This window comes from Paenibacillus sp. LK1 (genome assembly GCF_002750415.1).
Lineage (GTDB): Bacteria > Bacillota > Bacilli > Paenibacillales > Paenibacillaceae > Paenibacillus > Paenibacillus taichungensis.
This window is the reverse complement of record NZ_PEII01000008.1, coordinates 311,026-336,011: the sequence shown is the minus strand read 5'-3', so window position 1 is coordinate 336,011 and position 24,986 is coordinate 311,026. Positions and strand designations below refer to the sequence as shown.

Here is a 24,986-nt window from a genome sequence, read left to right as displayed (position 1 = left end):
ATGTGTCCTATTATTCCTAAAACGGTTTCGGTAAAATTGAATCAGGCCCACTGAGAGCGAGTCCGCTCATCGTTATAACAAAAAAGGACATCGGAATATATCCAATGTCCCTCATGTATTCAGTTACGCTGCTTACATCAAAGCTGTTGTTAGCTCTCTATCAACGCTCTATTTTCGGCAAAGCATTACGTAAACGCTTGGCTCGGTAACTCTGAAATGCACGGATTAACATGCCGATAACGAGCATAACCACACCAACATTTATTGCTACATCCGCCAAATTGAGAATACCACGTCCCGACGGAAATACGAGAAAATCCGTTACGCGTGCGTAGATAAACCGATCGATTGCATTACCCAAAGCACCACCAACCATGAAACCGGCACCTGCCTGCATCCAGAAACCGCGAATCTCACCTTTTCTCCGATAATACATTATGCCCGCCACGAACAGAATGGCAACCACACCGAACAGACGCGCATTCCCTTGAAACAGGCTGCCTGCCATTCCACTGTTCTCATAATGCTGCAATTGCATTCCCGAGTCGCCAAGCCTCATCGTGTCGCCAACTTCCATATACATCCTCACCGCCATCTTGGTCCCCTGATCAACCAAGGTAACCAGCAGTGCTACAAAATAAAATAACATGTGCCACTCCTCCTGCCGGACGCTCAAAAGTTAAACTAAAGGGTCTCCGCTGTAACATTTCCTTCACTTTAACACACCCGAAGCGTTGTCACCAACTGGGTAGAGCACGCGCTTGGCATACACTCATAGGAATGGAATGGGCAAAAAAATCCGTGCCTGGATTAGGCACGGATGATAAATACTTTTATTGGAGTTGAAATCCACCATTTTATTGAATAGCGGAGAGCACATCCAGCAGCATGGATTTGAATTTCGGACGGTCAATGGCTTCGCAGACACGTACATTTGGCTCTTTGCCGAAACGTCCATTGATATCCACGACGCTATATCCGCGTGTTAACTCTCCCGCTGCCTCCACATCCACATAATACTGACCGGATTTGGTCATGAGCGACTCATCTGCGGCAACAGCCATCAGCAACGTATCCGGGTGAGTGGTGCCATTCAGTTTATGTACCGATTTGTTGAACTGCATAACCACTTTGTTGATGGCTGTGAAGAAATCAGCACCAGATGTACCCAGTGCTGCAATTTCAGCGTGATCATCATCATCCATAACAGAATACTGCGTACACATCTCCCAGCCAACCATGGTGGTCGGAATGCCTGCGTGCAATACAATTTTGGCTGCTTCCGGGTCTACATAGAAGTTATACTCTGCGGCTGGCGTAATATTACCCAGTGCATTGTTCGTACCACCCATGATGTAGAGATGAGCAATCTCCGGAATAATGGTTGGGTCCTTCTGGATTGCCATCGCAATGTTGGTCAGGGGTGCAATGGCCAGAAGCGAGATTTCGCCCGGATGTGCGTGTACCTTTTCAATGATAAAATCAACTGCATGCCCTGCCTCTGGACGCTGGTCTGCCTTCGGGAAATGGGCTCCGCCCATGCCGTCATCGCCATGTACGTCTTCCACCGTGCGGTGTTGGGCCTTGCCATAGGCCATCAATGGGCGCTCGCATCCTTTGTACACAGGCACCTTGCCGCCATGTCCAGCAACCTGAACCGTGTACAGGGCATTTTCAACCTCCTGGTCAAACTGTACGTTCCCACCTGTAATCGTAATGCCCTCCACCTGGAAATGGTGCAGTGCCGTCAGGATCGCAATCGTATCGTCTCCTGCTGTATCTGTATCAATGATGACTTTTCTCATGATGCCGCGCTCCTTCTTCGTTGAATTGATAATCATTCCAAATAAACACTAGGGTTTATTTTACATCAAAAACGTACCAATGACGATGGAAACGCCGATGATAATGGAACGCAGCAGCTGTGCTACTGCCATGTTGCCTCGTGCGATTTCGTCACATACCCGCATCTTGGGAATCAGGAAGTCAAATATAATATAGACCAGACACAAAATAATGATTCCAAGCGCCGACCAGAGCAGCATATCCAGCCATGAATGCGTGGAGAAGGACACCATGCCCACAATGATACACAAGCCCAGCAATTTGCTGCCCATATACATGCCTGCCGCCTCGTTGCCTTTCGCGATTTCCTCGCTATCGTTATACCGGGTCAATTGGCTAAAAGCGAAATACCCACATACCAATACAACCAGCAAAATGCCTATACCTACCGCTACATTCAGCAGGTTTAATCCCAAATTGTCCATTCCTTCTCCTCCTCGTCATCCATCCGCTCATTGACCACAGCCGCACAATAATAGGCCATATCTCCGGTTACCTTCTCCCCGATCCGAGGTAGCACACCAGCAAAATGTCCACCAATGACAAACACCCCTGTAAGCAAATAACCGCTGTATTCGCCATCCTCTGTCTGAATTACGGCCTGCTCCATCGGTACCAGCTGCTGATATATTTTAGGCTGATTATTATAATAGGCTGCGATCTCCTCATCTTCTTGCAGTTCGTCTGTTGTGTTCGAGTTCATAGGAGCGTGCAGCTTATGAGAAGCAGCCGTTTGGCCCCCATGATGATCCGATCCCTCACCCAGCAGCGATGTGCCTCGACCTTCGCGGCCCCAATAGCTTTTGGCTACGTAAGGCATTGCGCTCCATTCGAAAGGTCCAGCTTCGAAATAAGTAGGTAGCAGATACCGTGAAATGGAAGCTAACTCTGCATCGTTAAACAGCCGAAATCCGCAATACTCCGGGGTTTGTTCATTACGTTCATAGAGTGACCAGATTGCAGCCATGAAGCCCTTGCTCTGCATCAGCACATGCTGTACAGGATTCATCAGACCCAGGCGTCCATCCTGAACCAATTCAAGCAGTGCTGCGCCGATGTCCACGCCGGTCGTTTCATCTCGATCATCGATTAGATATTCCAGGGGATAGAGCCGGTACAGAAGGTTGATCTCGCGTCCATGATGGTAGAGCGCCTCCCCAGGAATAATCTCCAACTCCTCCAGTGGCGCGTAGAACGTTTCATACCCCGCCTCCTGGCACAGCTTCATCAGATACTCCGTATTGGTCCTATCCTCCACATGCTCCCCAAATGAAGTAAAGGTCACCGGGCCCAGCAAACCCTGCTTGGCGTAAGCATCCAGCCAGCGGCGAAAGCATTCCCGGATACATTCATCCATTCCTTTGGATGGAGCATGGAGCGATATTTTTTCAGCCATCCCCACCAAAATACCTTCCAATGCAGCTGCTTCAGGTATGCCGGTTGGGGTATCCGTATTATTCTCAATACATTTAGGCCCAGCTTCCCCAATAATCCAGTCCTGCCGAGTGATGCCGCCTGTCACCATCTCCATACGCGCCGCCTGAATCAGGCCGGGATGAATGCCCAACTGCTGCTCCAGAAAAGAGTCGGGCATGTATTGTTGAATAAAACGCATCACCTTGCAGTAGATTCCGTCTACAGCCTCAACTGCCGTACGCAATTCCTGCATCTCCGCTGGGGAAAAGACTGTCAACGCAGGCACACAATATTGCTTGCCATACATGCGATGGTAAGGAACCTGCTGCCCTGCTTTGCCCCTGAAAACTTCTTCATGACTGAATGGCAGTTGGTATATATGCCTCATCAGGTTCTAACCTCCCGAACTGCGGAAGAAGCTGCCAAAGCCGCTCGATTTTGAACTGGATTTACTGTAGGAGCTGCTATCCTTGTTGCTCCGATAGGACGATCCGCCACCGTAGTAATAGTGCCCACTACTGGAGTCATATTCACATCCAGTATCGTATTCCGGGTCACATTCGTCGCTATTGCTGCTACAACCAGATAATACAGCTGGAACCGCAAGCATTAGCGAGAAGGCAACAAGCTTGGCACGTGATCCAGGTTTGGGTTTGGAATCTTCGGCCATTACAGATCCACCTCCTTCATCAAAAACAACACTTTCTTGCGATCCACATCCAGCACGGAATACACAAATTCATATGTCGTACCGCCCCGGACCATGTAATGGTCCAGCAGTTGCTCGGCAAGCTCCATCGTGTACGAGGAGGATTCTGCCAAGTCCAATTCCTGAAATGCACTCCCATTCCACAGCATATATTCCGCACTGTACATGGAGGACATTTTACACATTGCCAGTGCAGCGTCCGCAATCGCTGTACCGTATTCGGCAGGTTTTTGGTTGTCATATTCGGTCACGTAGACCGCATGCTCCCGACGATCCTCACATTCATTGGATAGATGCGCCCAAAGCTTATTTTTCATCAGGGTCGCATCGACCAGCTTGCGCATGAACAGCTCATCGCGAGTAACCGATACCTGCTCCAGTACCCCTGTCTCCACCTGCCGGTCATCCGACCAGTTCCGATAAGTCATTGAATAATAAATAACGATAACCTGCCTTTCTGTGAGCTCTAAGAGGAGCCGTTTCCATACACACAAACGTATTAAACGCATGAGAAGGAAAAAAGTTACACTATTCCCGATGACATGTAAAAAAGAACAGGGTTATCAATCTCGTTCACAGAGCACGGAGCTCAAGTGTTAACGAATCTCATAAGCCTTATATGGTGATTACATATGAAATACAGATTTTAGCGAATCTGAGAGATGCTATTTCGGAAAGAACAGCCTAAAACAACGATAAGCATTCACTTCATAAGGAATAACATCTCTGTGGTTCGTTAGATAATTCAAAGTGTGGATTTTGAAGCCAATAGGGTCTCCTCGGTTCGTTAGGATGCCGGATACTTGAATCCGTCAAATCATTGCTAGTCGTCCCTTAAGCGCAAAAAAACTGTCCCAAAGCCAATGCATGACTTATGAGACAGCCTCCTCGTTTGCTCAAGCTGTTGCTAGCTCCTATTGATATTGATATTGATATTTCTATTGCCAATGCCCTTCCAGCTTACACGTATGGCTTATAATTCGGCCCACTGGGCGAGCAGTTCGTTGTACTCCGCCGACAATCGCTCTCGCTCGTCCCACATCTGTTCCAGAGCAGGCGGATCATTCGCCACCGTTTCGAGCTGTTGATCCAGTTCCCGGAGCCGGGTTTCCAGGTGTGCCATGACCTGCTCCAGCTTCTCTGCAGCACGCTCCCTGTCACGACTCTTTCCAGTATTCCCAGACTGGAAGATGGATGAGTTGTTCAGCTTGCCCGATTGCGCCGCAGCCGAAGTCCCGCGGGAAGAAATTCCTGCTTCTACCCCAGCGGCATTCCCCCGGGGTGAAGCCACCGCTCCTGCTACATGCTGATTTGCCGCCGCTGCGCGGGCTTGCAGATCCAGCTTTTTCTCGCGATAGGCTTCATAGTCTCCCAGATAAGTGGTCATCCGCCCATTCTCCAGTTCCCACACGCGGGAAGCGAGTCGATTGACGAAGTAACGGTCATGCGAGATGGCAAGCACCGTTCCTTCGAAATCAACGAGCGACTCTTCGAGCGCTTCCCTTGAAGCGATATCCAGATGGTTGGTCGGTTCATCCAGCAAAAGCACATTCGGCTTCCGCTGAACCAGCAGAGCCAGCCTTAGCCTCGTCCATTCCCCACCAGATAACTGTCCTACCGAGCGAAATACATCTGCTCCATAGAATAGATATCGGGCCAAAATGCCGCGTGCTTCTCCTTCTTCCACGCCCGCTTCCAGACGGAAGTACTCCAGCACATTCAGCTTCGGATTGGAAGGCTCCTCCTGCTGGGCCAGATAGCCAACATCTACACGTGCACCCCACTCCAGGTTGCCTGCACTGGGTTGTTCCTCGCCCAGCAACAGCTTGAACAACGTCGTTTTGCCTGAACCATTGCGTCCAATAAGGGTAATTTTGTCGCCATATTCGAGCAATCCTGATACACCGCGCAGAATTGGGCGTTCTCCATAAGACTTTTCGACATGTTCCATAACGGCCACCCGTTTTCCCGTACGGTCTGTAGGGCGTACATCGAAGTCGGCGTTACGCCGCTCCAGTACTGGGCGCTTCACCTGTTCCATCCGTTCGATTGCTTTACGCATCGAAGCTGCACGCCGGAAGAACTTTTCATTCCCCCCGACTCGGCCCCATTCTTCCAGTTGGCGGATCGTTTCTTTCATTTTTTTGATCACCTTCTGCTGCTCCTTGAACTCTTCGAATTGCTGCAGCAGTCGTTGTTCCTTCACTTTCATATATTCCGTATAGCCACCAGCTGACGTCTGCGCTTCTCCATCCTCCAGTTCTAACGTCCGGGATGCTACACGGTCCAAAAAGTAGCGATCATGTGAGATCAGGATAATCGTACCTGTGTACTCGCGCAAAAACCCTTCCAGCCATTCCACCCGCTCCAGATCAAGGTGGTTGGTCGGCTCATCCAGCAATAACAGATCAGGCCTTACAATTAGCTGTGAAGCCAGCACAACCCGGGTCTGTTCTCCACCAGACAACGAACCAAACCGCCATCCGTAATGCTCCTTCGCAATATCCAGACCGTCCGCCACCTGATCGATCCGGGCATCCATTTCATATCCACCCTCGCGCTCGAACTGGTCCTGCAATGCCGCGTACCGCTTCAACAGTCGCTCCAATTGGTTCGGATCGGATGCACATTCCGGATCGGACATCTGCTGCTCCATATCCTTCATTTGACTCCGGCACGCCATAAGCTCCCTGAATCCAAGACTCAGCACATCCAGCACTGTGTAATCGTCCATTCCTTCCGGCACCTGAGCGACGTAACCTATACGTGTATCCTTCTTGATCATCAATTGTCCTTCATCCGGCTGGCTCAGTCGTGCCAACAGACGCATCAATGTCGTTTTTCCGCTTCCGTTGCGGCCGATCAGGGCGACCTTGTCGCCTTCCATAATTTCAAACGTAATGCCGTCCAGCACCAGATGTGCTCCGTGGTATTGAGTCAGTTGTTGCGCACTAATAATCATCATAATAAGGTTCCTCCTATGGATTGGAAGATCCTGACCGCAACACAAAAAGAGCCGCAGGAGGTTAGCTCCGCGGCCCTTCAGAATTCAAGCAATATCGCTTATCGTCCGAATGGGGTCAAGGCAGGCATCTTCTCGCAAATGTTAACTTCCGTATATTCAAAATTGGACAGACTTCTCCCGTTGGTCAGAAAAGTATGAACAATGCCAGCCATAGCAATCGGCAGCTGGCTAATACGGTTGTTAAGCATCTCGTGATTCACCTGTCTTCACCTCCCTTTTCATAATTAATGACAATATATCACAGACAAATGCATTCCTGCAACCGTCCGATCGTCCAATTCACTCTTACTGTACAGCAGCTAACCCTCTGATTAATTCCGTCTCCGACGCCGAAACACTACATCCGTAATCGCCACCGTAATTAGTGTCAACATTCCCGCTGCACCCAGCGATGCACCAAGCAAGGCATAACCGATACCGTTCCACCCGCCAATCTCAATGCTAATCATGATCACAACGGCTCCGCCGAGCAAGGCCACACATGGCAGTATATATAGAACCCCGGTCATTCGACGTCCCTGCAACCGATAGATGAGCCATTCAATCAACAGCTGCACTGCCCACATGCCAAGCGTCCATAGGATGAGTACTTCCATAAGGTTCTCCTCCTTCTTGCTGAATGGTTAGAGCCTTCGTTACAGACCTCTCATTATTTCAACCAGTTGGCAAAGAACTCCCGGTATCCTTCTTTCATGATTGTGCGCGAAAAAGCACCAAAAGCATACTCACGGTTGTCTTCCGACACACTTCGCGGCGAGGCAGCAGCCATGTTCACCAGTTCAAACCAGTTATCCTCATTGCCTGCAAAGGCATGCGTGGAACGGATGTGTCCATAGCAGGCATGCTCCGGCTTCACAACCATTTTGCCCATCGCCATCGCTTCGGTCAGCGGCATCGCAAACGTATCAAATGCCGAACAGCTCCAATACACCTTGGACGAGTTCATTAGGGTAAATACCTCATCCTGTGTCAGCGCGAATTGCAATTTTACGTTGTCCGGAATGTTGTATTTCTTCATGCTTTCCTCATAGCGGCGACCGCCGAATACCATGTATACTTCCTTGTCCGGGTTCTGCCGGGCGTATTCCAGCACCAGATCCGGGCGACGATTCGCTTCATCCCGACCGATCCAGAGCACCCGATTATGCACGACCTGGCTCGGGTCATAGTGGCGATGCGCCAGCTCTTCGTTGAAGCCGATCGGGATAACGTTCACGTCATGTACACCGAAATTGCGGCCCAATTCAGTTTTTAGAAACTCCGTCTGCACAATCGCTTTATCCACCATCGTATAAAATGGCTTCATCATCTCATACCCCGTCAGCGCCGGGTCGGGAAAGCTGTGCGGGAACAACACACTCTTCGGTAAAAACATCTTCAAAAACGTAAACCCGGATACGGTGTAGATGACATGCTCTATATTTTGGCTATATATCTGGTCCAGTACGATATCATAGTTCACCAGGTCGCCTTTCTCATGCTCATAACCTGGCAACCAGTCATACCCGCTGACATGGCGCTCCGGCGAGATGAACACAATCTCCACGCCCAGCTCCAGCCCGATCTGCTTCAACCGATCCGCAAATACGCGCGGGCCCTGTGCCTCCGTGAATTGAATTTTACGCATTACGAGTCCTACTTTACGCATGTTCTGCACCCCTCATTTCTATTCCCTTCAACACTGCTTCATGCACTGTTTCAGTGTCATTGCCGTCTCGTGCCACTGGTTCCGCAGCTGTTCCTCCGGCCATACACAGTCTGCACTTCTCAGATCCCCATCAATCAGACGCAGCATCCAGAGCGAAAATACAATGGCATATGCACAGTACCACCTTTTAAAAGAAACCCGATCAACCTGAACGCTATGGCGTTCCAGCCCGTCCAGATAAACATCGATAACCCGCTCCCGCAGCTCAGGCGTAACGGTTCTCGGGAAAAGCGGATGCGATAGATCTACCAGATGATATACGTCCCAGAGAGCCGTATTCAGATGCGCATGCTCCCAATCGATAATCACCAGCCTGCCATTCACATCCGCCATGTTGCCGGGATGAAGATCTCCGTGACACAAGACACGAGGTAACTCCTCCTCTGCTGTATGGATTAGCGAGGAGATGTTGTGCCAAGCCGATGGTGACAGCGAGACCTCCAGCTTGGACAACAAATCAGCAGTGGATTCCTTTTGCCAAAGCAGATCATCCAGTATGTCCCGAATTGGCGGTTTCTGACCCACCCGGGGCAACTCACCCCAATCAGCAACAGATAAGGAGTGCCACTCCGCCATATGTACAGCAGCAGCCAGCATCGTCTCTTCCCGCGAATCATGCACCAGTTCGCCCAGATCCTCATAGATGATCCAGCTCTGTTCCGCGTTAATTTCACGGTCTGATGCAGCAATTAGCGCTGGATAAATAGGCGGCAATACAGACAGCACATACTGGGACATCCATTGTTCACGTCCATGTTGTGCAGGATTGGTCAGCGGTTTGAAAATATAACTTTCCCCGGTACGAACAGTGAAACGCTCCACATATTTACCATTCATGCCTTTGTAGAGCCTTTCTCTGCTTGTTACATATTGTTCATTTAACGTCCCTTCGGGAGTCACCCAGCGATGCGCCTGCACGTCTTCATTCACGCCATTCACCTTCCATTTCGTTCCCCAGACCTGGAGCTGGCGCCGCTGATGTTTGCCTTTACAGCCCTACCTCTGTCCAAGCTCCTTTGCCCGTCTATCCGTTATTATTTCTATCCATCATACGTTGCCGTTCATAAGCCTGCAAGCTTTGAGTGAAAGCACTTTTCCTAGCGTTAAATAAGAGATTTTGAAATGGCAGTTGCAATTTAGTTAGTAATCACTTACTATACAATCATGAAGAACAAACCTCATGTAGACAGCAAAAAGAAAGACATCCTACAAGCAGCAATGCGCTTGTTTGCAACCAAAGGCGTTGACGGCATTTCCGTCAAAGAGATCGGTGACGCCGCCGGAGTAACGGATGCGGCGATCTACAAACATTTTAAAAACAAAGATGCCGTTGCCCTTGAGGCCTTCACCCAATATTGCGCGGACTATACTGCATTAATTGACGGGTATGTTCGCCAGGATGGTCCGGTGCTCGAACGCTTCCGGCAACTGATTACCGAAGTTCTCCACCTGCATGATGAAGATCCCTACGGACTGCTGCTGATTTCACAAAATCATGAGATTTTCATTGAAGCTGGAAGCAGTGAGGATTACCGTCAGCCGCTTGATGCGTTGATTGATCTTATCGATCAGGGGATTATGCGAGGTGAACTACCAGATCAGGATTCACGGCTCACAGCCGTTCTGGTCATTGGTGCCATTACGCGTCTGGCCGTATCCAGTATGCAAGGTGAACTGCCGGAGCTGCTTGTTCCATACACCGGAGAAACCGTTCACCGACTTGCGTTGATGTTGGGCCAGGTAACAGCTGAGCTCGGATAACACCCGACGGATTGCATCTCTAATTCGTTCCGATCAGACAGGCAATAATCATTGGTAATTGGTATAAGTTTTTACCTATATACAAGATCGGCTTCATCCAGCTTCAGGATATTCCTGAATGTTCACCAGGTCATTCGTGACCTTTTCTTTTTGCACATGAGGTTAGTGTTCATTAACTAAAATAGTCAGGACGTGTCATCATTATGAAGAAAATATTAATTATTCAAGGAAACCCCGTCTCCCCAAGTTACAATGGCGCAATCGCCGAAGCTTATCGTAAAGGCGCTGTGCAGGCAGGTGCCGAGGTTCGCATGATCACCCTGAACGAACTGGAGTTCAACATGAATTTAGAGGGAGGCTATCGTAATAAACTGCCGCTCGAACCGGACTTACTGGAAGCCCAAGAGGCGATTAAATGGGCAGAGCATCTCGTATGGGTGTTTCCGATTTGGTGGGGAGGACCACCAGCTTTGTTCAAAGGATTCATCGACCGCATCTTCATGCCAGGCTATGCCTTCAAGTATCACAAAGGTAAACCTTTCCCGGATCAACTGCTCAAAGGTCGCACCGCACGCATGATCACCACCATGGATGGTCCGAACTGGTACTACAAATGGTTCCAGGGTGAACCTGCACACAAAATGATGAAGATCTCCACCTTTGCTCTGACAGGCATCAAACCTGTACGCATAACACCTGTAGATCTGGTGGGCAAACAGTCCGAGGAACAGAGAAAGAAATGGCTGGAGAAAATTGAGCAGCTTGGACGGAAATTGGGGTAAAAAAATCAACTCGTTCTTGAAGGGATTTTCATTTAATGTTATCAATAAATTAAACGATATATTCATCTAACAATTTATAGTCGATACTATTTACATTTAATAGAAAGGAATTAAACTTAACCAAAAAAAGATACTGCGTGCATAAGCACCGCAGTATCTTTGTCCATAGATGAACGCTATTCAAGTAGATGGGATAACTCAACTAATACAGACTAGGCTTTCACGGCAATGCCTTCATAGAACCGACGAATGACCTTCTCGGCTGGTTTACCGTAAACTCCGTATCCATCATCGCTCAGGGCATCCTTCTCTTGATGCAGATGCGCGCTCCAGTCCCACAGACCAAATCCGCGCACCCAGTCCCGCTTACTTGCATGACGGAACATGGCTTGATAGAACTGCTCCTGCTCCTCCGCGCTGACCGCACCTTCTAACCCCCAGTCATTCGGCACCTGTGCCGATCCACTACGGCTAGGGCAGCCCGCTTCTGCGAAGAAAAAAGGTTTGCCGTAGGGTGCAATGACCTGTTCAATCCGATCCAGCTGCGCCTCCCAATCCCCAATCGGATAGTAACCGCTGGAGGAAATGACGTCTACGGCATCCCACCATTTCACTTGCCCTTCCTGATACTTGTCGGTGTTGTAGGATACTAGCCCGGAATACACTTCACGCACTCCCGCGATGACCTCGCGCCATTCCTCGCTCCGACGCTCAGACTGCACCATCTCACAACCCACGATGAACATCTCGCATTTCTCACGCTCTGCAATGGCCGCATAATGCTTCTGATACACGGTATAACTGTGGAACCAGTCTTGCCATTTCGGCTCACACGGCACATCGATATCAAAGAAGTTAATGTGTGCACGCCATGTGCCATCGGTGCAATTGACGGTTGGTTTCAGAATGACCCGCAGTCCGAGCGTACGGGCATAACGGATCATATCCACCAATTCATCGTCTTCCACCATATGTCCACCCTCATATTTGACTTCTACAGCCTGCGGATGATCCTGATGTGCCGCCAGTGCAAAAATAACATGCGAACTGCCAGTGCGTTCAGCCATCAGACGCAAGGATTCTTTCGCTTCCGGCTTGCGGAAGTCTCCCCTGCCACTCATCCAGCCAAATGTAAATCCCTTGATGTATTCCATATGCATTGTTCCGCAATGCCCCTTTTTCAATTAATGTAAAATGAATGACCGAATGTATACACGTCCAACTACGATTGCAGTACCATCTTCCGATCGCCGTTATCCCCAGATTTTTTTGAATCCCTGATGAAAGGGGAAATCCGAGGATAAATGTGAACACTTCGTTTCTTCAGATCGGTTCTGCACTCTCCGTTATTGTGTAAATTCCAGCTTTATTTAAAATTGTTTCACTTCAATCATAATTTTCCTTCCTCACGGTCTCCGGCAATGACTTCATCAGTCTCGATGACATAGTTCACGATTTCTTCGACAGTGGTATAAGCGACTCCAACGTATGTGTCGGCTGCACCGTAATAAATGGCGACTCGTCCTGTCTCCGCATCATGCAATGTGGCACATGGGAATACGACATTGTCTACAAACCCTTGCTCCTCATACCATTTTTCCGGTGTCAGTACGAAGTTCGAGGAACGATATTTCACTTTCGATGGCTCATCCAGATCCAGAATGACCGCACCCATGCTATAAACAAAACCATTGCACGTACCCGTTACGCCGTGGTAGAACATCAGCCAGCCTGCGGACGTTTCGATCGGTGCGGGACCGCCGCCAATCTTGACCGATTGCCACCAGCCCTGACCACCTTTGCTCATGACATGACGGTGCTTGCCCCAGTACACGAGATCCGGACTTTCGCTCAGAAAAATGTCCCCGAACGGCGTATGTCCGCTGTCGCTTGGTCTGGACAACATTACATAGTTATCATTGATTTTGCGTGGAAACAAAACCCCATTGCGGTTGAACGGTAGCATCGGATTTTCGAGACGCACAAACGTTTTGAAATCTTCCGTCTTGGCCAACCCCAGCGCTGCACCGTAAAAATCGGTACACCAGATGATGTAATACGTATCTTCCACTTTCACCAGACGTGGGTCGTATGCATAGTTCGGCATGAAGGGATCGCCCTTTTCGTCCACAAAGGCGATACGTTCCTCTTCAATCGTCCATGATAATCCATCCTCACTCGACCCCATGTGCAGGTGTGGACGTCCATTAATGGTTTCTGCGCGGAATACGCCGATGAATTTCCCTTCATAAGGAATCACTGCACTGTTGAAAATACGGGCAATTCCCTTGACCGGGTTACGAGGCACAATCGGATTCGCGGAGTGTCTCCATACCGGACCTTCCGTGCCCTCCGGTTTATCCTCCCAAGGCATATTCGGCAATGCATCCCCAACAATGTGTACGTTTTTCATATCAACAACTGTCATCGTTTCATTTCTCCCTTCGGTTAGGCTATATGAAATGAATACTTAAAATTACACGAGTCCACTCCGATGACAGAACAACCTTCCGATCGCCGTTATCCCCAGATTTTTTTGATCCCCTTATGAAAGGGGCAAAATCCGGTTATAAATGCGACCACTCCGTTTCTCCAGCTTTTTTTCTGTCCTCTTCGTTCCTGTGTATTCTCATATGCATTTCATATAGCCTTTTGTTTTTTTATTTAACGGAGCCTTGTGCGAAGCCGTTGTAGATGTACTTCTGTAGCAGCAGGAAGATGATCATCGTTGGAATGATGGCAATCATAATCCCTGCGCTGATAACCTCCCACTGTGATCCGAACGGCCCCTTGAATTTGAAAAGAGCCGTGGATATGACCTGCAAGTCTGTCTTGGGCATATAAAGGAATGGTGTGTAAAAATCGTTGTAGATGTTGACACCCTTCACGATAATGACCGTTACAATCGCCGGTTTCAGGAGTGGCAGAATGATTCTCCAATAGATCGTGAAGTAGGAGGCACCGTCAAGCATGGCCGATTCATCCAGTGCGTTTGAGATGGAACCCAGGAATTGCAGGAAGATATATACCGCGATGATATCTGTACCGAGGTACATCACAATGGCTGCCCAACGGGTATTGAACAGGTCGAGCGCATTGATGATCTGGAATGTAGCGACTTGCGTCGTCACACTTGGAATGAGGGTAGCGAGCAGAAATGCGGCGACCATGATCTTTTTACCTTTGAATTTGAAACGATCCAGCACATACGCGATCATGGAACCCGTCAAAGTGGCACCCACGATAGAGATGATCAGGATGATAATTGTATTTTTGAAACCGACCAGCATATTGCCGTCCACAAAAGCCTTGGTATAGTTCGCAAAGTTCAGCCAATTGGCTGGTGGGGCAAGCGGACTGCTGGTCGCGTACTCTGCATTGGTTTTGAGCGATGCAAACAGCACCACAACAATGGGTACAAGCGCAATGAACGCTGCGAGAATGAGTGAAGCATATTTAAATATGCTCGCTAGGGTGTATTTGAATGATTGCACGTTCATTCCTCCCCTTTCATGGTGACACGCTGAACCAGCGTAACAAGAATGACAATAAACAGCAGCACAACAGCCATTGCTGATGCCAAGCCCAGCTTGCCGTACTTAAATGCCAAGTGAACGGTTTGAATCACAAATGTCTCACTGCCATTGGAACCGTCTGTCATAATGTATGGAATATCGAACGCACTGATTGCGCCGCTAATCGCCAAAATCAGGTTGAGCTGCAGGATACGCGTAATGCTCGGCAGGATGATATGGCGGAACTGCTGCCAGCGATTGGCCCCGTCAATATCTGACGCTTCATAGACATCTTTTTGGATGGAAGAGATCGCACCCAGGAAGATAATGAAGTTAAAGCCCATGTATCTCCATACCGATGCGCCTGCGAGCGACACGTTAATAATGTTCGGATTCCCAAGCCAGAGCTGAGTGTATTGTCCAAGCCCTACGGCCTGCATGAGTGTATCGAGGGTACCATCCGGCTTGAAGAAAAAGAGGAAGATAAATCCGATGGCTACGCCATTCAGCAGATAGGGGAAAAACAATATGCCTTTGAAAAAGTTTTTGCCGCGGATTTTGAAGCTCAGAATCGTTGCAAAGTAGAGGGCCAGACCCATTTGTACGAAGGTAGCCACAAAATAATACAAACTGACAATAAACACTTTAAAATACTCAGGGTCACTGAATATCCGTGTGTAGTTCTCAAACCCCACATAATCAAACCTTTTGCTGTATCCGTTCCAATCGGTGAAGCTGTATTTGAACATGTTAATGACAGGTAAATAAGCAAAAGTGAACAGCAGTGCCAGCGGAATGATCGAGAAGGCACAGATGATAAATATGCGTTGCGCTGAGTAGCCCCAATTCGAAATCTTCAAGTATTTCATGCTCTCCACACCTCCAAGCGGTTCTGCCGCTTTTATATCGAAAGACTCCCGTCCAAATCACAAATGCCTGAGTAATCAACCACCGAAGGTGGCATTTCACATCTGATTTTTCCTGCATCCAGATGCAAAATGCCGTATAAAAAGGGGAAATCCTCTCCCCTCAGCCAAGGCGTGGTGCCTCGCTGCATGTCAGCGGTGGTCGGACATAGGTAGCACCTTTACAGATCGACGTATCCCCGCAATCTGTTTATTTCGCGACTTCTGTCCGTGCTTTAACCCATTTGTCATTCAGATTCTTCATGATGTCGTCGTACGATTCGCTGCGATTACCGATGGCAGCTTCGATAATGCGTTTCTTGAAGTCAGGCTGCCAGAGGCCAATCTCGCCTTCGTTGTCGATTTTGTCAACCAGACCTTCCTGTCCTTCTTTGGCAGGAGTCAGTGTGGAGAATGTAACGTCTTTGTATTGATCCAAAATCGGTGGCAATTCCGCATTTTTGTCTGCGCTCATGCCTCCGCCTTGCTCCACCGCATAGTTTGATTTTGCGAGGAACCAGTCAATCCACGCTTTCGCAGCAGGTTTGTTCTCGCTGTTCACGTTCATGCCGATGTTGTAGTCTGCTGCGAGCGGAACGACCACATCACTTGCATTCGTAGGAAATGGCAAGAATCCGATATTATCTGGTGTATCCGTCAAGCCTTGAATTTGGGTAATCGCCCATGATCCAAGCGCCATCGTTGCAATTTTCCCGTTCGCCAGATCAGCCTTGGAGCTTTCCCAGTCGGTTGTGGTCGGATCTTTCTCAATCAGGCCACTCTTGGCTGCATCATAAAGCACTTTGTACAATTCATAGTGCGGCTTGCCAGCCACAAAGTTTTCATCCGTGTTCGGTTGATCAATGTTTACGTAGTCCACACTGCCTGCAACCGTCGGCAGATCTGCTTCCCATTGTGTCAAAGCCCAACCGGAGGCATAGTTGGTGTACAGTGGAATCGCGTCTGTATTGTCTTTCACCAGTTGGAGTGCGGCCTGGAATTGCTCAGGTGTTTTGGGAACTTCCGCAATGCCAGCGTCCTTGAACACCTGCTTGTTATAGATGATGCCGGAGAACGTGATAACGGTTGGAATACCATATACTTGGCCGTCAACCATACGTTCTTCAATGGCTGTGTACTTATCTTTCAACTCATCGTACGTGCCCAACGGTTCGAAAAAGTCCGGAATGTCCGCAATCGGTACGCTGGTGGGGATCATCAGCACGTCACCATAATCTTTGGTGCTCATACGAATCTTCACTTGTCCCTCATAGTCAGCCAGCGCCTGGAAGTTTACTTTGACATCCGGGTATTCCTTATTGAACTCTGCAGCATAGTCTTTAAATACCGTATCAACAATATCTGTACGCTGCGTGAGAACGGTGATCTCGCCCTTGATATCTGCAGGATCTGTACTGATTTCCTCTCCTGCCTGCGAGGATCCACCTCCAGAAGAGCATGCTGCGAGCAGAGAAGTGATGAGCAGCATGGTGAGCAGCACCATCCAACCTTTGTTTTTATTCAATTGATTTGACCCCTTTCTTAAGTTAATTTAAGTTATCGTTAAGGTTACAAATTGAATTTTATTATGGTAACGCTTACCTGTCAATTAAATTATTTATTACTTAACAACAAGTTTTTATCCCCAGACGCGTTGACAATGCTTTTTCCCGATACTAGTATTATAAAATAAGGTTAACGTTAACTTAATTAAACTTTATCCCTGTACTTTGAAGGAGCGCTCACTTATGACTCACATCAATGACATCAAAACTGAAATAAAAGAACACTGGGAAGGTCATATTCTGCCATTCTGGTCTGCCCTCAAAGATCATAACAACGGCGGATTCTATGGTTGGGTTGGCAATGACCTTCAGGTCGATCCACTCGCTCCCAAAGGCGGAATCGCCACGGCACGACAATTATGGTCCTTTGCAGCTGCCTACCGGGTAACCAGAAATGAAATTTGGCGTGATCACGCTGAACATGCTTACCGTTTCCTTGTGGATCATGTGATGGATATGGAATACGGGGGAATGTACTGGATGGTCAATGCCAATGGAGAACCATTGGACACAAGCAAACATGTGTATACCCAATCCTTCGGCGTCTACTCACTAAGTGAGTACTATCGTGCCACCGGGGATGCAGCTGCTTTGGAACTTGCGAAAACGCTTTTTGCTCTCATTGAGGATCAAGGGCTGAATGCCGAACTACCTGCATATAAGGAACAATTTGACCGCCTTTGGAAGGAACAGCCCAATGAAATGCTGAGCGAAAATGGTGTGATTGCGGATTACACGATGAATACGCATATTCACGTGTTGGAGGCCTATACCACGCTCTACCGAGTGTGGCCAGATCAACAGGTGAAGACGGCACTGGAACGCCTGCTCGGCATCTTATATGAACGGGTGTATGACAAGAACACAAAGTTTCTCGGGGTGTTTTTCAACAAGGATTGGGACTCCATCATTGATCTACGCTCATTCGGGCATGACATTGAAGCCAGCTGGCTGATCGACGAAACGTTGAAAGTGATGGGCTTGGACCAACACTCGGAGTATTCTGCAATGGTTACAGATATTGCCTACAATATTTCCAATGTGGCTGTACAGGACGATGGCTCCCTAATGAATGAGCAAGAGGGCGATCATGTGGATGAGAAACGGATATGGTGGGTTCAGGCCGAGGCGATGGTCGGATTCTATAATGCCTATCAGCGTACAGGTGACCCTTTGTTTTTCGAGAGAGTAGAACGCTTGTGGACATATACGAAGGAACATATTATCGATCACCGTGCTGGCGGGGAATGGTACTGGTCGGTAGACGGAAACGGCACACCGGATCAAAGCGAAATCGCCGGACCGTGGAAATGCCCGTATCACAATAGCCGATTCTGCATTGAACTAATTGAGAGGATGGGATAACGATGATACACCCCAAATACAATGAATTATTGGAGCAACAGGAACAGCTGCTTACGCGTCAAAATGAAATTGATTCTTCCTTCTACAACGGCGTATATGATCGGTACCGTTATCCGGTAATCACACGCCATCATGTACCGCTGCACTGGAGATTTGATCTGGACGAAACGACAAATCCCCACTTCATAGAGCGTCTGGGCATTAACGCTACGCTTAATCCGGGGGCCATCTTTTTCAATGGCAAATACGTGATGGTCATCCGAACCGAAGGATTGGACCGTAAATCCATCTTCGCCCTAGCTGAAAGTGATAACGGAATCGACGGATTTCGTTTCACAGGCAAACCATTAGTGTGGGAAGATATCGATGCCGACGAAACCAACCAGTATGATATGCGATTGGTTCAGCATGAAGATGGCTGGATCTATGGCATCTACTGCTCGGAGCGCAAAGACCCCGAAGCTCAGGCATTTGATACATCCAGTGCAGTAGCCCAGGCCGGACTTGTCCGGACACGCGATCTGCTCAGCTGGGAGCGTCTGCCCAACATCACGACCAGCTCCCCTCAACAGCGCAATGTTGTATTGCACCCCGAATTCGTAGAGGGTAAATATGCGTTCTATACACGGCCTCAAGACGGATTTATCTCCACAGGCAGCGGCGGCGGGATTGCCTTTGGTCTGTGTGATGATATTCTGAATCCAGTGATTGAGGAAGAGACGATCATCGATGAACGGAAATACCATACGGTATACGAAGTGAAAAACGGCCAAGGCCCTGCTCCGCTCAAAACCGATCGCGGCTGGATTCACATTGCCCACGGGGTTCGCAACACGGCAGCGGGCCTTCGTTATGTGCTGTACACGTTCGCCACGGATCTGAATGATCCGGCACGCATCATCGCCAAGCCGGGCGGACATTTCATCGCTCCTTATGACGACGAGCGCGTAGGCGATGTGTCCAATGTTATTTTCTGCAACGGCGCGGTGGTCAACGAACAAGGTGATGTTTTCATTTATTATGCATCCAGCGATACCCGCTGTCATGTGGCCACAACGACGCTGGATAAACTGGTCGATTACACCTTTAATACTCCGGCTGACCCGTACCGTTCCCTGGATTGTGCCAGCCAGCGCGGTGACCTGATTGAGCGGAATGAGAAGCTTCTCCAAAAGCAATTGGTTTAAAACCGAAGATCAGCCTTCAGGCGGAAAATGCAGCATGCTGAAAAATTAGCGTAGCGCTAACCAGAATTTCTTTATTCCATGTGGGTAACGATGTATACTAATATGGATTGTTGTTATGTTTGAAGGAAGCGCTAACCATAATGACAGCACATTGTACGTAAACCGGCTTGAAGGAGGCGACCAAAGCTGAAGAACAATATCACCATGCGGGATATCGCCGACAAGCTCGGAGTTAGCAGTGTGACGGTCTCGAAAGCATTAAATGATAAAGATGGCGTCAGTGGCGAATTGAAGGAAAAAATTAAAGTGCTTGCCGTTCAGATGGGCTATCGGTATAACGCCGCAGCCCGTTCGATGAAGGAAGGCCTGACTCATAATATTGGTGTTATTATCCCGGAGCGGTTTACCGGACCTACACAATCGTTCTATGTACGTGTATTCCAGCGCATCACCAAACATCTGGAGGATCAGGGGTACTACGGTATTCTGCATATTCTGAATGTGGAGGACGAAGAGGAATTAATCCTGCCTAAGCTCTATAGTGACAACAAAGTGGATGGTTTCATTGTGCTGGGACAAGTCAGCAAGGAATATATCGAGCTGGTCCAATCGATGGACGTTCCCAAAATGTTTCTCGATTTCTACGATGAGCATTCTGATATCGACTCTGTCGTTACCGATAACTTTTACGCTGCTTATGAGCTGACAAATGTTCTTGTTCAACAGGGACACCGCCGCATCGCTTATGTGGGGAATCTCTATTCTACAAGCAGCATTCAGGACCGATTCCTCGGTTACTACAAATCATTGCTGGAACATCGGTTACCGATGAATCCGGATCTCGTGCTTAATGACCGCGATGAGCGAGGTACGTTTATTGAAATTGATTTGCCAGCTCAGCTGCCTACGGCTTTTGTATGCAACTGTGATCAGGTGGCCCATCTGCTCGTTCAGAAACTGACTTCACTGGGTATTCAGGTGCCTGCACAATGCTCTGTGGTTGGGTTCGATAATGATATCTATGCCACACTCTCCGATCCCAAATTAACAACGGTTGAGGTCGATGTGGAACAGATGGCGCGTACTGCGGTTCATTCCATGCTCAAAAAGATCGATAACCCGAGTCGCAGCTTCGGCCGCGTACACGTGAAGGGCAATATCATTTATCGTGATTCGGTGAGTGCTGCACCTGCCCTTTCGGATGACGTACCTAACTAAAAAGGAACTAGACTCCTGTTACACAAAAAGAGTGCTCCCGGCCATTACAGCTGCAGGAGCACTCTTTGCTTATGAAAAAAAGAGGAAGTGGTCAGGAACCACTATAGATCACGGCCACTCTCCACTCGATTCCAAAAACCTAACTCCTGTTACAGCCTAGTAACTCGTCTTCAGCCAGTTGTCTTTGGACCAGGATAATTTGCCTGCACCTGCTCCGCTTGAACCGGTGAGGCGTGCATTCAGCGTCGCTGGATCATCGGTAGTGTAGCTGTAAGGAAGTGAAGAGAATCCGTTCCAGGAGAAAGCTTTCACTGCGGCCGGAACCGGGCTGAGTGGACTGCCGGATGTATCACTGTTTCCACGGAATGAGCTTCCATCCAAAGAATACATCGTGTCAGTCACCTTAATTTTACCGGTATACGTTGCATCGGCCGGATCCGTCTGGTTATTGCGGACCGGGAACAGTACGTCTTTGATCACGGATTTTTCGACCAGCACTGCACCATCTTCAGTGGAAATAGCTCCATTGCCAATGATATCAAAATGATACCCTTTGGACGAAATTGCCGTTGCCATCGCAGAAGTGATTCTGGATTTGGCCGCACGCGCCCCTGTCGCATCCATCACAATATTGTAGGCATGCGCATTACCTCCGCGCAGACGTGGCATGCGATCCTGGATATCCTTGTACAGATTATGGTGCAGGGTCATGGAAAGATTGGCGTTGGCTGATTCGAAGCTGGTCGAGCCCACCAGATGACCTTTTTTCTGAGGAGACGAAATGGCAATGATATCGGCTTTGCTGAGCCCAACCGCGCTGCTGCGAAGGTAGTTGTACATCGGATAGGAAGCCTTGTTTGCTTCCAACTCGTTAATCTGCTGAGTAACCCAGCTGTTTGAGCTGCCGTCATCGCCTTTGAAGAGAGACCAGGAAATGGTCACACCGCTTGTTCCTTTTTTCGAATCGACAAGCCCGTCATAGGCTTTATTAAAGGTACAGTGATCAATCCATACGTTGCTGTTCTCCTCAAGAGTGATGTAATCCCAGTCGTTTTTGTCATAGTCGCCTTTGGTTGCTTCATCCCATTCCCATAACTCATCAAATTCAAGGTTGCGGATGATGACATTGGAGCTGCGTTTGACGCTGATGGCTGCATGCTTGATCTTGGAACCGTTAGCGGAGAAAATAGTGAGTCCATTAAAACCGTCAATTGTAATCTTGCTTACGCCAGTCTGTTTCAATACAGGATGCGTTAAGGCATCATTGTGTTTGGCAAAAGGTGATGTCTGCGCGGCACTCGGAATTTCGTTCCACCCTAGATTCAAATCATTCATAATCTCCACCACTTTGACGCCGGAGTTCTTCTTCAACGCCAGTGCCAGGTCAGTCGCATTGTATACCTTCTTATACGTGGACGTGTTCGACTCACTGATGATGCCACCGCCCGTGTTACCTTGGGAGAATCCCGTGAGATTGTAATCTGCATTCCCTGCTGCCTGCACACTTGCAGGACCCGACATTAGTGTGATCCCCAACGTTACAGCCACGGCTGCACTGCACCAGCTTCTTAATTTTGTTTTCATCCCATTCATTCCTCCCATTTCATAATTGATAAGGCTCGTCCCTCGTTGCCATACCGTGTCATGAAGGACATGTCCTCACTGTATATTTTGAAAGCGATTACAACAATAATCTTAATCTCACATCCATGTGGAAAAACCAAATCTGGTAAGAGGTTATACTGTAATCAACTATGAATCGTATAGGTTTAACTTGGTTTCAGGATGACTACATTTCCGATATATATAGTTAAGTCCTACTTCCTGTGATAAAGTAAGAGAGCAGCAGGCAATTCCACATTGTGGATAGAGTGTATTAATAGGACAAACAGCCGCTGACTTATCTATAAGTTACATAAAATGGAGTGAAACAGATGAAGTTTAGAAAGATGCTCTTAATATCGTTTATTTCTATTTTTATTTTTGGCAATTTGGGCCTTCACAGCGTAATTGTGCACGCTGCTGATTCCCTTGAATTCAGGGAGCACGATGATTTAATCAATATTCTAAAAGATGGTGATGGAGAAAACCGCGTCTTCGGATTTACAACGAAGAACAAGTTGACCGCATCCAATACCACTTTGCGCTTGTATGTCAATGCGATAGAAGTGGACTCCAAGGACTATGTTGTGGATTATGCCAACTATAGCATCACCTTCAATAAAGCTCCCGACAGAGGTGCCGAGATTCATATTAAATACGGCATTATTCCCGGATTTGAGTGGGAAGAAGGTGCCAATATGGGTTTTGCCTTGCCTGAGGGAGATGGCTCCACACGGAATTTTCCAGTGTCGTTAAACTATACGCTAAATTCAACCAAACAGATCAGTCTTTCCATTGACCTAACGAAGGTAGCCACGTCCCGATTTACCTTCAACGCAACAACGAATACCGTAACCCTATCCGAAAAACAGCAGGTTCCGCATTCCGGTGCCAAAGTCTATTTCTATATCCCTAAGGCTTCTATTTCCAGTAAACCCTCTCCTTCCGAAGAAGTGATTGAGAGTCCGAGTCCAACTCCAAACAAACCATCGGAGCCTCTTGTTCAAATTCCAACAGGAGAGCGCTATCCCGGCAGTATTACAATCAGATCAGGCAATACCATTACCATCAAACTGTCTGAATCGGCCTCCGTTTCCGGGTACACCTCCTATTTAATGGTGAAAAATGCAAGCGGGCAGGTGGTTAGGCAAATAAAGATTGAGCCAGGAAAGACCTTCAGTTTCTCACTAAGAAAGATGGGGCTTCCAACAGGCGGATATTATTTTTACCTAAAATCGGCCAATCAGTCAGGTGAATTGTCTGCTTCTATTCCTCAATTCGTTATAATCAACCATGAGCCTACGAATATTCAGGTGTTTATTGAAGGTGAGAAGCAGGTTTACAAGCAACCCCCGACTAATTTCAAGGGGAGTGTGCTCGTGCCGCTTCGAGGAATCTTCGAATCGTTGGGAGCCGATGTTAAATGGAACAGTTCCACTCAAACGGTTACGGCAATTAGAGAAGGCCGGACTATCGTGCTGACGATCGGCTCTAAAATTGCCTACATTAACGGTGTCGCTGTAACCTTAAGTGCAAAACCACAGATCATTAACGGCGTAACCATGGTGCCACTACGGTTCGTCAGTGAAGCATTCGGAGGAGAAGTAGAGTGGCACGGAGAAGCTGGTTCGGTTACCATTTTTCTAAATAAGCCATCCATTCCTACATCTGCTGAAAGCGAAGAACCGGCTTCGGGAGCAACAAAAACAACAGAATCTGGGTCTTCAAGTACCTCGCCTATTTTAAATAATATATCGAAGGGAATTAATACTCCGTCTGATATTATATTTGTTATAGACGTGACGGCCAGTATGGGTGAAGTGATCGACTATATCAAAGAAACGGTTAAGAGCTTCGTTGATTCCGTACCTGCCGGTTCGAATTTTGCGGTTATCACCTATCGGGACGTTAACATTTACAGAAATGGCGATTACAATTTGAAGTTCTTTGATTTTACCCAGGATAAAGATAAGTTAAAGGGGGATTTGAATACATTGGTGGCTTCTGGCGGAGGGGATATAAGAGAATCGGGACTGGAGGCTATTAACTTAGCTACTAATAAGCTCTCGGAGTTCAGCAGCGACAACGCCAAACGGATTATATTCATTACCGATGCCCCTGTCCATGAGTCACTCCCCTTGTCTTCCTTTAGCATTAAAGAAATAGCTGATAAACTGAAAGCAGACGAGATTGTATTTGATGCCATCGCCCCATCAGACGGTGATGCCTACAGACAGATTATCCAACTCGTTAAAAGTACCCCTGATGGAGTTCTCTATGATATCAAAGATGCTTCGGTACTCTCGCTGAACAAGTGATACGTTAGCTGTGCGATCTCTCCCATTCATAAATGAAACGGAATCCCGGACATGATGTGCCGGGA

At 48.1% G+C, this 24,986-nt stretch carries 23 protein-coding genes; 6 read left to right on the top strand and 17 right to left on the bottom strand.

Going from position 1 to position 24,986, the window contains the following annotated elements:
• Positions 1 to 160: 160 nt before the first annotated feature.
• The 11 genes from lspA to CS562_RS19505 form a co-directional block, all read right to left on the bottom strand.
• Complete coding sequence (gene lspA, locus CS562_RS19550) at positions 161 to 649, bottom strand: signal peptidase II (RefSeq protein WP_076287387.1); 489 nt, start codon at positions 647 to 649, stop codon at positions 161 to 163.
• A gap of 208 nt (positions 650 to 857) precedes the next feature.
• Positions 858 to 1,805 (bottom strand): nucleoside hydrolase, encoded by a 948-nt coding sequence (locus CS562_RS19545; RefSeq protein WP_063567588.1) that lies wholly within the window; start codon positions 1,803 to 1,805, stop codon positions 858 to 860.
• Between the two features lie 60 nt (positions 1,806 to 1,865).
• Complete coding sequence (locus tag CS562_RS19540; RefSeq protein ID WP_076287386.1) at positions 1,866 to 2,270, bottom strand: DUF350 domain-containing protein; 405 nt, start codon at positions 2,268 to 2,270, stop codon at positions 1,866 to 1,868.
• Positions 2,252 to 3,649: a glutathionylspermidine synthase family protein gene (locus CS562_RS19535; protein WP_099857976.1), complete on the bottom strand. Its 1,398-nt coding sequence runs from the start codon at positions 3,647 to 3,649 to the stop codon at positions 2,252 to 2,254. Before CS562_RS19535 ends, CS562_RS19540 begins: the two co-directional genes overlap by 19 nt.
• Positions 3,650 to 3,655: 6 nt before the next feature.
• A complete protein-coding gene (locus CS562_RS19530) occupies positions 3,656 to 3,931 on the bottom strand; it encodes a hypothetical protein (RefSeq protein WP_076287384.1) in 276 nt (91 codons plus the stop codon).
• Entirely contained in the window at positions 3,931 to 4,365 is a 435-nt protein-coding gene (locus tag CS562_RS19525) for a hypothetical protein (protein ID WP_257219546.1), read from the bottom strand. Before CS562_RS19525 ends, CS562_RS19530 begins: the two co-directional genes overlap by 1 nt.
• A gap of 578 nt (positions 4,366 to 4,943) precedes the next feature.
• Positions 4,944 to 6,935: an ABC-F family ATP-binding cassette domain-containing protein gene (locus CS562_RS19520; protein ID WP_099857974.1), complete on the bottom strand. Its 1,992-nt coding sequence runs from the start codon at positions 6,933 to 6,935 to the stop codon at positions 4,944 to 4,946.
• Positions 6,936 to 7,033: 98 nt separating this feature from the next.
• Positions 7,034 to 7,195, bottom strand: coding sequence for a hypothetical protein (locus CS562_RS33020; RefSeq protein WP_167483722.1), 162 nt, complete (start codon positions 7,193 to 7,195; stop codon positions 7,034 to 7,036).
• 111 nt (positions 7,196 to 7,306) lie between these two features.
• Positions 7,307 to 7,591: a hypothetical protein gene (locus CS562_RS19515; protein ID WP_099857973.1), complete on the bottom strand. Its 285-nt coding sequence runs from the start codon at positions 7,589 to 7,591 to the stop codon at positions 7,307 to 7,309.
• A 53-nt stretch (positions 7,592 to 7,644) separates the two neighbouring features.
• The gene (locus CS562_RS19510) at positions 7,645 to 8,643 is read right to left on the bottom strand and encodes a glycosyltransferase (RefSeq protein ID WP_099857972.1); all 999 of its coding nucleotides are present in this window, start codon (positions 8,641 to 8,643) and stop codon (positions 7,645 to 7,647) included.
• A gap of 27 nt (positions 8,644 to 8,670) precedes the next feature.
• A complete protein-coding gene (locus CS562_RS19505) occupies positions 8,671 to 9,633 on the bottom strand; it encodes a phosphotransferase family protein (RefSeq protein ID WP_125477305.1) in 963 nt (320 codons plus the stop codon).
• A gap of 234 nt (positions 9,634 to 9,867) precedes the next feature.
• On the opposite strand from CS562_RS19505, the gene CS562_RS19500 reads away from it, so the two are divergent.
• Together CS562_RS19500 and CS562_RS19495 are read left to right on the top strand one after the other, a co-directional pair.
• On the top strand, positions 9,868 to 10,464 hold the full coding sequence (locus CS562_RS19500; protein WP_099857971.1) for a TetR/AcrR family transcriptional regulator: 597 nt from the start codon (positions 9,868 to 9,870) through the stop codon (positions 10,462 to 10,464).
• Between the two features lie 200 nt (positions 10,465 to 10,664).
• Entirely contained in the window at positions 10,665 to 11,246 is a 582-nt protein-coding gene (locus CS562_RS19495; RefSeq protein WP_099857970.1) for an NAD(P)H-dependent oxidoreductase, read from the top strand.
• A gap of 212 nt (positions 11,247 to 11,458) precedes the next feature.
• On the opposite strand, the gene CS562_RS19490 is transcribed toward CS562_RS19495, so the two are convergent.
• From CS562_RS19490 to CS562_RS19470, 5 genes are all read right to left on the bottom strand, one after another.
• Complete coding sequence (locus CS562_RS19490) at positions 11,459 to 12,400, bottom strand: glycoside hydrolase family 113 (protein WP_099858004.1); 942 nt, start codon at positions 12,398 to 12,400, stop codon at positions 11,459 to 11,461.
• A gap of 236 nt (positions 12,401 to 12,636) precedes the next feature.
• Positions 12,637 to 13,674 (bottom strand): glycoside hydrolase family 130 protein, encoded by a 1,038-nt coding sequence (locus tag CS562_RS19485; protein ID WP_099857969.1) that lies wholly within the window; start codon positions 13,672 to 13,674, stop codon positions 12,637 to 12,639.
• Positions 13,675 to 13,906: 232 nt separating this feature from the next.
• Entirely contained in the window at positions 13,907 to 14,746 is an 840-nt protein-coding gene (locus CS562_RS19480; protein ID WP_076287377.1) for a carbohydrate ABC transporter permease, read from the bottom strand.
• Positions 14,743 to 15,630 (bottom strand): carbohydrate ABC transporter permease, encoded by an 888-nt coding sequence (locus tag CS562_RS19475; RefSeq protein WP_062323195.1) that lies wholly within the window; start codon positions 15,628 to 15,630, stop codon positions 14,743 to 14,745. The genes CS562_RS19480 and CS562_RS19475 overlap by 4 nt, the downstream gene beginning before the upstream one ends.
• Before the next feature lie 247 nt (positions 15,631 to 15,877).
• On the bottom strand, positions 15,878 to 17,191 hold the full coding sequence (locus CS562_RS19470; RefSeq protein ID WP_099857968.1) for an extracellular solute-binding protein: 1,314 nt from the start codon (positions 17,189 to 17,191) through the stop codon (positions 15,878 to 15,880).
• A gap of 232 nt (positions 17,192 to 17,423) precedes the next feature.
• Between CS562_RS19470 and CS562_RS19465 the strand changes: the two genes are divergently transcribed.
• The 3 genes from CS562_RS19465 to CS562_RS19455 all read left to right on the top strand — a co-directional run bounded on the left by CS562_RS19465 (position 17,424) and on the right by CS562_RS19455 (position 21,001).
• Entirely contained in the window at positions 17,424 to 18,596 is a 1,173-nt protein-coding gene (locus CS562_RS19465) for an AGE family epimerase/isomerase (protein ID WP_373561754.1), read from the top strand.
• A gap of 2 nt (positions 18,597 to 18,598) precedes the next feature.
• Complete coding sequence (locus CS562_RS19460; RefSeq protein WP_099857966.1) at positions 18,599 to 19,783, top strand: glycoside hydrolase family 130 protein; 1,185 nt, start codon at positions 18,599 to 18,601, stop codon at positions 19,781 to 19,783.
• Between the two features lie 204 nt (positions 19,784 to 19,987).
• Positions 19,988 to 21,001: a substrate-binding domain-containing protein gene (locus CS562_RS19455; RefSeq protein ID WP_076287374.1), complete on the top strand. Its 1,014-nt coding sequence runs from the start codon at positions 19,988 to 19,990 to the stop codon at positions 20,999 to 21,001.
• Between the two features lie 156 nt (positions 21,002 to 21,157).
• Here CS562_RS19455 and CS562_RS19450 read toward each other — a convergent pair whose 3' ends face one another.
• Entirely contained in the window at positions 21,158 to 22,585 is a 1,428-nt protein-coding gene (locus CS562_RS19450) for a pectate lyase family protein (RefSeq protein WP_099857965.1), read from the bottom strand.
• 350 nt (positions 22,586 to 22,935) lie between these two features.
• Here CS562_RS19450 and CS562_RS19445 point away from each other — a divergent pair, with 350 nt between their 5' ends.
• On the top strand, positions 22,936 to 24,921 hold the full coding sequence (locus CS562_RS19445; protein ID WP_099857964.1) for a stalk domain-containing protein: 1,986 nt from the start codon (positions 22,936 to 22,938) through the stop codon (positions 24,919 to 24,921).
• Positions 24,922 to 24,986 lie beyond the last annotated feature (65 nt).